Annotated in this window: 10 protein-coding genes; 4 read left to right on the top strand and 6 right to left on the bottom strand. The window is 64.7% G+C overall.

The genetic code is table 11. The features are described 5' to 3' along the window. The coding region (locus VSR82_RS35175; RefSeq protein ID WP_498858513.1) for an ABC transporter ATP-binding protein at positions 1–557 on the top strand (557 nt) is incomplete at its 5' end. 17 nt (positions 558–574) lie between these two features. Further along, positions 575–1,279 (top strand): ABC transporter ATP-binding protein, encoded by a 705-nt coding sequence (locus VSR82_RS35170; protein WP_498858512.1) that lies wholly within the window; start codon positions 575–577, stop codon positions 1,277–1,279. Positions 1,280–1,388: 109 nt separating this feature from the next. Here the strand turns inward: VSR82_RS35170 and VSR82_RS35165 are convergent, their stop codons facing one another. From VSR82_RS35165 to VSR82_RS35150, 4 genes are all read right to left on the bottom strand, one after another. Then, positions 1,389–1,682 carry a GYD domain-containing protein gene (locus VSR82_RS35165; protein ID WP_368584990.1) on the bottom strand — a complete coding sequence of 98 codons (294 nt, stop codon included), beginning with the start codon at positions 1,680–1,682 and terminating at the stop codon, positions 1,389–1,391. A gap of 257 nt (positions 1,683–1,939) precedes the next feature. Then, complete coding sequence (locus VSR82_RS35160; protein WP_429458178.1) at positions 1,940–2,413, bottom strand: GNAT family acetyltransferase; 474 nt, start codon at positions 2,411–2,413, stop codon at positions 1,940–1,942. Between the two features lie 19 nt (positions 2,414–2,432). Further along, positions 2,433–3,617: an acetylornithine transaminase gene (locus tag VSR82_RS35155; RefSeq protein ID WP_368584988.1), complete on the bottom strand. Its 1,185-nt coding sequence runs from the start codon at positions 3,615–3,617 to the stop codon at positions 2,433–2,435. A gap of 314 nt (positions 3,618–3,931) precedes the next feature. Next, positions 3,932–4,963 carry a CDP-6-deoxy-delta-3,4-glucoseen reductase gene (locus tag VSR82_RS35150; protein WP_429458180.1) on the bottom strand — a complete coding sequence of 344 codons (1,032 nt, stop codon included), beginning with the start codon at positions 4,961–4,963 and terminating at the stop codon, positions 3,932–3,934. Between the two features lie 93 nt (positions 4,964–5,056). Here VSR82_RS35150 and VSR82_RS35145 point away from each other — a divergent pair, with 93 nt between their 5' ends. Further along, entirely contained in the window at positions 5,057–6,100 is a 1,044-nt protein-coding gene (locus tag VSR82_RS35145; RefSeq protein WP_429458182.1) for an NAD-dependent epimerase/dehydratase family protein, read from the top strand. Between the two features lie 117 nt (positions 6,101–6,217). On the opposite strand, the gene VSR82_RS35140 is transcribed toward VSR82_RS35145, so the two are convergent. Next, positions 6,218–6,406: a hypothetical protein gene (locus tag VSR82_RS35140; RefSeq protein ID WP_176124444.1), complete on the bottom strand. Its 189-nt coding sequence runs from the start codon at positions 6,404–6,406 to the stop codon at positions 6,218–6,220. Positions 6,407–6,573: 167 nt separating this feature from the next. Beyond that, positions 6,574–7,284, bottom strand: coding sequence for a pseudouridine synthase (locus VSR82_RS35135; protein ID WP_429458184.1), 711 nt, complete (start codon positions 7,282–7,284; stop codon positions 6,574–6,576). Positions 7,285–7,378: 94 nt separating this feature from the next. On the opposite strand from VSR82_RS35135, the gene VSR82_RS35130 reads away from it, so the two are divergent. Further along, positions 7,379–8,644, top strand: coding sequence for an MFS transporter (locus tag VSR82_RS35130; RefSeq protein WP_498858511.1), 1,266 nt, complete (start codon positions 7,379–7,381; stop codon positions 8,642–8,644). The last annotated feature ends 172 nt before the right edge of the window (positions 8,645–8,816 follow it).

Genomic DNA, 8,816 nt, shown 5'->3' with positions numbered 1-8,816 from the left:
CCGCGGTCTATCAGGTCGCGAAGGCGGGCATCGCGCGCACGTTCCAGAACATTCGCCTGTTCGGCGGCATGACCGCGCTCGAAAACGTGATGGTCGGCCGTCATGTGCGCACCAAGCACGGTCTGCTGGGCGCGGTGTTCCAGACGCCGGCCGAACGCAAGGAAGAGCGCGAAATCAAGGAGCGCGCGCTCGAACTGCTCGACTACGTCGGCATCACGCAATACGCGGACTACACGTCGCGCAACCTGTCGTATGGCCACCAGCGGCGCCTCGAAATCGCCCGTGCGCTGGCGACCGATCCGAAGCTGCTCGCGCTCGACGAACCGGCGGCCGGCATGAACGCCACCGAGAAGGTCGAGCTGACCAAGCTGCTCGACAAGATCCGCGCGGACGGCAAGACGATTCTGCTGATCGAACACGACGTGAAGCTCGTGATGGGCCTGTGCAACCAGATGACGGTGCTCGACTACGGCAAGGTGATCGCACAGGGTCTGCCGCAGGACGTGCAGAAAGACGCGAAGGTGATCGAAGCTTATCTGGGTGCGGGGGTTCACTGATGTCCACGACGCAAGCAATGTTGAAAATCAAGGGCCTGCAGGTCAACTACGGTGGCATCCAGGCGGTCAAGGGTGTCGACCTCGAGGTCGGGCAGGGCGAACTCGTCACGCTGATCGGCGCGAACGGCGCGGGCAAGACCACGACGATGAAGGCGATCACGGGCCTGAAGGCGTATGCGGCCGGCGATATCGAGTACATGGGCCAGTCGATCAAAGGCCTGCCCGCGCACGAGCTGCTCAAGCGCGGTCTCGCGATGGTGCCGGAAGGTCGCGGCATCTTCGCGCGCATGTCGATCGTCGAGAACATGCAGATGGGCGCGTATCTGCGCAACGATGTCGACGGTATCAAGTCGGACGTCGAGCGCATGTTCGGCTTCTTCCCGCGTCTGAAGGAGCGCGCGTCGCAATACGCGGGCACGCTGTCGGGCGGTGAGCAGCAGATGCTCGCGATGGCGCGCGCAATCATCTCGCGGCCGAAACTGTTGCTGCTCGACGAACCGTCGATGGGCCTCTCGCCGATCATGGTCGAGAAGATCTTCGAAGTGGTGCGCTCGATTTCCGCCGAAGGTATGACCGTTCTGCTCGTCGAGCAGAACGCGCGTCTCGCGCTGCAGGCGGCCAATCGTGGCTACGTGATGGACTCCGGTCTGATCACGATGTCGGGCGACGCGAAACACATGCTCGACGATCCGAAGGTTCGGGCCGCTTACCTGGGTGAATAAGTAGCTGATGAGTTGGACGTGTGCCGTTTATTCGCACACCTCCTTCTTGCAACGCGCCTCACGATGCAACGTCGTGCGGCGCGTTTTTTCTTGCTGACCAGAGCGGGAATTATGGGAGTTTCCCGATAACCGCACTGATTTCATCTTTGGTGAACGCACGCAGTGTTTGCGAACGGACATTGCCGGCCGAGCCGAGCGCGAAGCCGAAGGCGAGGAAACTCTGCTCGTCTACCGCTTCGACGACCGAGACAATGTCGTATTCCCCCAAGGTCCAGTAGATCTCTTTCATTTCGCAGCCAAAAGATTTCGCCATCTCCGCCGTCTGCCCGGCTCGCTGCGCTGTGTTCTTGATCGCGCGGATTCCCTGATCCGTGAATTGCAGGAGCACCACATAAGTCGCCATGAAGATTCCCCTTAGGATTCAAACGCGTTGGGACTCAGATGCATGAGCCGCCGCGGGGAACTTCGCGAACCGCCGCGAACGTCTTTTCCAGCCCCGGCGTCGCCTCTTGCGTAAACGATTCTAGGCAATCCGTCTGCCCGCCATCTGCTATTTGTCCGAATCCGCCGATATGTGCGCCGCTCGTGAGAGAGCAATGAAAAAGGCCGCATGCGCCAACCAGCGCATGCGGCCTTCTTTAATCAGGTGTACGACGTGAATCAACCCGCCGCGGCTGCGTCCGCGTATTGGCCGAGGCGCTTGCCGAGGCTGACCACCGCATCGGCGCGATAGCCGAGCGCATCGTAGAACGCGCGCACTTCAGCCGACGCCGACGACAGTACCTGCAGGTTCAGCTTCGGACAACCAAGCTTCGTCAGCTCGCTCTCGACATGCGCAACGAGCCGCGTGCCGATGCCGTGACGTCGCAGCGATGCGTCGACCGCGAGCGAATACAGCCAGCCGCGGTGTCCGTCATAGCCGCCCATCACGGTGCCGGCGATGCGGCCATCGAGCACCGCGATGAAGAACAGTTCCGGTTGCGTCGCGAGCTTGTTCGCAATCGACAGACGCGGATTGCGCTGCGGTCGCGTCACGTCGCGATACTCGGGAAACACCTGCTGCCATAGCGCGATCACCGCTTCGGTATCGCTCGCGTCGAAGCGGCGGATCGACAGCGTCGTGTTCGTCGTCATCGGTACGCTCCGCAGTGGATTACAGCGAGTCGAGAACCGAGCGCAGCATCGCCAGCATCTGGTCGATCTCTTCGGTCGTCACGTTCAGCGCCGGCATGAAGCGCAGCAGGTTCGGACGCGCGGCGTTCAGCAGCACGCCGTCCGGTTGCAGTTCGCGCGCCTTCTCGACGATCTGGTTGCCGATGTCCTTGCCGAGCAGCAGCGCGCGCAGCAGACCCTCGCCGCGCTCGCCCTTGAAGCCGCGTTCCTCGGACAGCTCGAGCAGCTTCGTGCGCAGGTATTCGCCGCGCGAGCGCACGCCTTCGAGGAAGCCCGGCGCCGTCAGCTGCGAGATCACCGAGTGGCCGACCGCGGTCATCAGCGGATTGCCGTTGTAGGTGCCACCCTGGTCGCCCGCTTCGAACACGGCGATTTCCGCCTTCGACAGCAACGCCGCGAGCGGCACGCCGCCGCCGATGCCCTTGCCGAGCGTCATGATGTCCGGCTCGATGCCCGACAGCTGATACGCGAACAGCGTGCCGGCGCGACCGCAGCCGCTTTGCACTTCATCGACGATCAGCAGAATGTTGTGCTTTTTCGTCAGCTCGCGCAGTTGCTGCATGAATTCGCGGGTTGCAGGGATCACGCCGCCTTCGCCCTGGATCGGCTCGAGCATCACCGCGACGGTTTTCGCGTTGATCAGCTTTTCCACCGACGCGATGTCGTTCAGGTCGGCCTTCGGGAAGCCCGGTACCTGCGGCGCGTAGATCGTGTCCCAGCCCGGCTTGCCGCTGGCCGACATCGTCGCGAGCGTGCGGCCGTGGAAGCTGTGGTCGAACGTGATGATCTCGAACGCGCCGTCCTTGAACTTCCTGCCCCACTTGCGCGCGAGCTTGATCGCGCCTTCGTTCGCCTCGGCGCCGCTGTTCGCGAAGAACACCTTGTCGAAGCAGCTGTGCTGCGTGAGCAGACCCGCGAGCTTCGCCATCGGCTCGTTGTAGAACGCCGGCGACGGGTTGATCAGCAGCCTGGCCTGGCTGTTCAGCGCTTCGATCATGCCGTCGTTGCAGTGGCCGAGGCTGTTGACCGCCCAGCCCTGAATGAAATCCAGGTAGCGCTTGCCGTTGTTGTCGTAAATCCACGAGCCTTTGCCGTGCGTGAAAACGATTTCGGGCCGGTTCGTGATGTACATCAGCGAATCGATTGGATACTCATTGAAATTCATGTCGGCAGGCTCCAGGGCAAAGGGTAAAAGCAGGGTGAAGAAACGGTGACGGTTTGGCCAATAAAAACGGCGGCCGGAAAAGCAGAAAAGCCACGGCATGCCGTGGCTTTCATGATTCGAACAGCTTGCGCCCAGGTTTGTGTGTGGCGCGAGTCCGTGACGAAGCCAGCGGCGTCCCTAGGGGAGCGGCGAGCGGCGACGTCGGAGTTCGGACTGGGTGCGGTTCATGCGCGAAAGAATACGATAAGAAAAGCACCGGTGTAAACCATGAATTTGCACTGGTGCTGCATCAGGGCGAATTTGCCGGCGTGCAATCAGACCGCGTTTGCGAGATCGGCCGCGCTCGTGAACGAGTCCGCATAGAACTCCTCTTCCGGCAACTGGTGATGCTGCGTGAAGTCGCGCAGCGCCGATTCGACCATCACCGGCGCGCCGCATGCGTACACCTGGTAGGCCGACAGATCGGGCAGATCCTCGATCACCGCGCGATGCACGAAGCCCGTGCGGCCCGTCCATGCGTCGCCCGCATCGGGCTCGGAGAGCACCGGCACGAAATTGAAGTTCGGAATCTCGCGCGCCCATTGCTCTGCGAGTTCGAGCAGATACAGGTCTTTCTTGCGGCGCGCGCCCCAGTAGAACGTCATGGGGCGCGTGATGTTCTTGAACACCGCATGCTCGACGATCGCCTTCAGCGGCGCGAAGCCGGTGCCCGACGCGAGCAGCACGATCGGCTTGTCCGAGTCTTCGCGCAGGAAGAACGTGCCGAGCGGCGCTTCGAAGCGCAGGATGTCGCGCTCCTTCATCGTGTTGAACACGTGGTCGGTGAACGCACCTCCGGGCATATGGCGGATGTGCAGCTCGATCGGGCCTTCGACGTGCGGCGCATTCGCCATCGAATAGCTGCGGCGCTTGCCGTCCTTCAGGATGAATTCGAGGTACTGGCCGGCCAGATATTGCAGGCGCTCGTTGGCGGGCAGTTGCAGCTTCACGATGATCACGTCGTCGGCGCGGCGCTCGATCGCGTTCACGCGACACGGCAGCTTCTTGACCTGCACGTCGCCGACGCCGGCCACTTCGCGGATGTCGACTTCGAGATCGGAGCACGCGGTCGCGCAGCACAGGAGCGCCATGCCGCGGGTCTTTTCGTCGTTCGACAGCGCCGACGACGAGTGCGGGCGCTGTTCGACCTCGCCGCTGACGACCGTGCCCTTGCACGAACCGCAAGCGCCGTTCTTGCAGCCGTACGGCAGGCCGATGCCTTGACGCAGCGCTGCGGAGAGCACCGGTTCGTCCTGTTCTACCTGAAACTGCCGGCCGCTTTGCCGGAGCGTGACGTTAAATGCCATAAAGTGTTCGGAATCGAAAAACTGAATCGAAATCGGACCCGCCGGATCAACCGCGCGGTACCTGTTGCATGTGACCGCTACAATGCGCCCACCATGAAAGCGACACGAAACTTCCGCCGGCCGCGCGTGCTGATCGTAGGATGCGGCGACGTCGGCATGCGCTGCGTGCCTCTGTTGCGGCCGCGCGCACATGTCTTCGCATTGACCAGCCATGCCGCGCGCTGCGACGAGTTGCGCGCCGCGGGCGTGACGCCGCTCGTCGGCGATCTCGACGCGCGCCGCAGCCTCAAACGGCTCGCGGGCCTCGCGCCGACGGTGCTGCATCTCGCGCCACCGCAGAAGTCCGGCGACGACGACCGGCGCACCCGCGCGCTGCTTGCGACGCTAGGTGCAGCGGGCCGCATGAACGCTAGCGCGGCGAGGTCGCCGGTAGCGCCGATCGCGCGGCTGCGCCGTGCGCGCGCTTCAGGTCTGGACGCTGAAACACCCGCTATTGTACCCGACGGGGTGCGCCGGACCGGCGCTTCGCGGGCCCCGGTGCGCGTCGTTTACGCAAGCACGACGGGCGTCTACGGCGATTGCGGCGGCGCGTGGATCGACGAAACGCGCGCGACGCAGCCCGCAAATGCGCGTGCCAAACGTCGCGTGTCGGCCGAGCGGCAGTTGCGGCGCGCGACCGCGCGCGGCAGCGTCGCCGCGAGCATCGCGCGGATTCCCGGTATCTATGCGGCCAACCGCCTGCCGCTCGCGCGGCTCGAAAGAGGCACGCCGGCGCTCGTCGATGCCGACGACGTCTACACGAATCACATCCACGCCGACGACCTCGCCGCGATCCTCGTGCGTCTCGCCACGCATGGCCGGCCCGCGCGCGCGCTGCACGCGTCCGACGATTCGTCGCTGAAGATGGGCGAGTATTTCGACGCGGTTGCCGACGCCTTCGGGCTCGCGCGAGCGCCGCGCATCACGCGCGAGCAGGCCGAACAGCAGATCGATCCGATGCTGCTGTCGTTCATGCGCGAGTCGCGCCGCCTTGTGAACCGCCGTCTGAAGGAGGAATTGGGAGTACGTCTGCGCTATCCGAGCGTCGACGATTTCTTGCGCGAAGCGAAGGGCAATGGGAAGGGCAAGGGCGGCTAGGCCAGCAACAGAAACAAAAAATGCCGCCTCGCGGGGCCACCTGGCCCCGCAGAAATAGCACCTGCGCCGCATCGCATCAATGCGCCGCGCAAAAAGAGCCGCGCGGTCCAACCGGCATCAGGTCAGCGTCGGTAGCACTTCCAGCAACAGGAAGCACAGCATGCCGCCGATCAATGCGCCGATCAGGTTCGGATGGTACTGGTGCCGCCGCCGCATGATGACCAGCAATCCGCCGACCAGCAGCAGCGCGAAGCAGATAAACGCGATCATCGCGCGCGAAAACGCCATCGTCCCGTCGATATTCATGGCGCCCCTCCTTGAAACCTTTGTAGTCGTTTGTTTAGACGAGTATAGGGCGACATGTAAGCAACGGCATGCTGCAACGCAGCGGCCTATGTGCGGTGCACCGCAATGTGCGCGGGCTTTCTCCGGTGCATCAAGGGCTTAGGTGGCGCTCACTGGGCGCTAGTCGTTTACCCGGCCCGCAGCGCCGCGAGGCCCGCTTCGTCGAGCCATTGCCATGCGCCGGGCGCGAGCGTCGCCGGCAGCGCGAGGCCGCCGATCCGCTCACGATGCAGCGCCTCGCAGCGATTGCCCGAGGCCGCGATCATCCGCTTGACCTGGTGGTATTTGCCTTCCAGCACGGTGAGCGCGAGCGTGTGGGTGCCGCGCGTCTGCGCGTCGAGCGCGGCGCTCGGTTTGGTCTCGCCGTGCAGCAGGACGCCGTCGCGCAGCGCGGCGAGCTGCGCATCATCGAGCGGATGGCGCGTGGTCGCGACGTAGAGCTTTGGCACCTTGCGTTTCGGCGACGTGAACTGATGCACGAACTTGCCGTCGTCGGAGAGCAGCAGCAGACCCGTGGTGTCCTGATCGAGGCGGCCGACGCACTGCACGCCGCGCTCGGCGAACTGCGGCGGCAGCAGGCTGAACACGCTCAGATGATGCTGCGGATCGCGCGAGCATTCGTAGCCGACCGGCTTGTTCAGCAGCAGATACGCGTGCTCGTGATACGGCCATTCGACGCCGTCGACGCTAAAGCGCAACGCGCGGCTATCGACAGCGAAATCGGCGTCGGCATCGGTGCAGATGGCGCCGTCGATGCCGACGCGGCCGTCGCCGATCAGCGCGCGGCACTGGCGGCGCGAACCGAAACCTTGGGTAAAGAGGATGCTTTCGAGATTCATGGCGAGCGAAGAATAACACCGCAAGAACCGGGGCGCCCCGCAGGCCCCAAGCGCCGACGATGAACGCCTCACATCACATCCCGGAAGTGCATCGATGTCCGCCACCACGTCTTCGCCGTCTTCGCCGGCCAACGCGCAACGACTGCCCCGCGCCTTCCAGCGCCTCGCCTGGTCGAACCTGTGCGCGCAATCGGCCGAGCAGATCAGCCTCGCCGCCGCGCCGCTCGTCGCGGTGTTCGCGCTCGGCGCCAACGCGCGCGATACCGGTCTGCTGCAAACCGCGCAGACGCTGCCGTTCCTGTTGCTGTCGATGCCGCTCGGCGTCTGGGCCGACCGCCGCTCGCGCCGCGTGCTGATGACGCTCGCCGAGAGCGTGCGAGTCTGCGCGATGCTGTGCGTGCTGCTGCTGGTGCTCACGCATGCGCTGAACCTGCCGCTGCTCGCCGCGTTCGGCTTCGTTGCCGCGACGGGCACGGTTGCCTACAACGTCGCGGCGCCTTCGCTGGTGCCGTCGATCGTGCCACGCGAAGCCTATGCAAGCGCGAACGGCCGGCTAGAACTGGCGCGCAGCGTCGCGTATTCGGCGGGTCCGGCGCTGGGCGGCGTGCTGGTCGGCTGGATCGGCGCGGGCTGGGCGTATGGCGCCGCGGCGGGATTGTCGGCGCTCGCCGTCGCGTTGCTCGCCGGATTGCGCGAGCCGCCGCGCGCGGCCGCGCCGCGGCGGCACTTCATGCTGGAGTTGCGCGACGGCACCCGCTTCGTGCTGCGTGATCCGCTGCTGCTGCCGATCCTGCTGACCGCCGTGTTCTTCAACCTCGGCTTCTTCATCCTGCAGGCGGTCTATGTGCCGTACGCGGTGCATCGGCTCGGGCTCGATGCATCGGCGGTCGGCGTGACGCTCGGCGCGTACGGCGTCGGCATGGTGTGCGGTGCGCTCGCGGCGCCCGCGGTCGCGCGGCGTGTCGCGTTCGGCCGTCTGCTGATCATCGGGCCGTCGTGCGGGCTGCTCGCGTCGCTCGTGATGGTCGCGACGCTCGTCGCGCCATCCTTCTTGCTCGCGCTCGCGAGTTTCTTCCTGCTCGGCGCGGGACCGATCCTGTGGGTCGTCGCCTCGACCACGCTGCGTCAGGCGATCACGCCCGAACGGATGATCGGCCGCGTGTCCGCGCTGATCAGCACGGCCACCTATGGCGCGCGGCCGGTGGGCGCATTGCTGGGCGCCGCGCTCAGCGCGCGCTGGAGCATCGACGTGTGTCTGGTTGCGGCGGCGTTTGCGTTTCTCGTGCAGGCGCTGATCATCGTGATGTCGCCGGTGGCGCGGCTCATGGACATTCCCGAGCAGAGCGCGGCGGCGTGTTGAGCGCGGCGCCAGCCGCGCGTTGAAAGCTTCCGGTCGCCCCGATGAAAATGCATTTTCCTCGGGGCGCAGCATATCGCGGATGTTGAACTCCTTGCCTGAAGGGCTTCGGTCGGTGAAAACCCTCAAATATGAAAATGAATTTTTTTCGGCGCGGGTTTCATGTAAATATGTT

The organism is Burkholderia sp. JPY481, assembly GCF_038900515.1.
In the GTDB taxonomy this organism is placed as follows: domain Bacteria; phylum Pseudomonadota; class Gammaproteobacteria; order Burkholderiales; family Burkholderiaceae; genus Paraburkholderia; species Paraburkholderia youngii.
The sequence above is the reverse complement of the archived record's forward strand: the minus strand, read 5'-3'. Positions and strand labels throughout refer to the sequence as shown.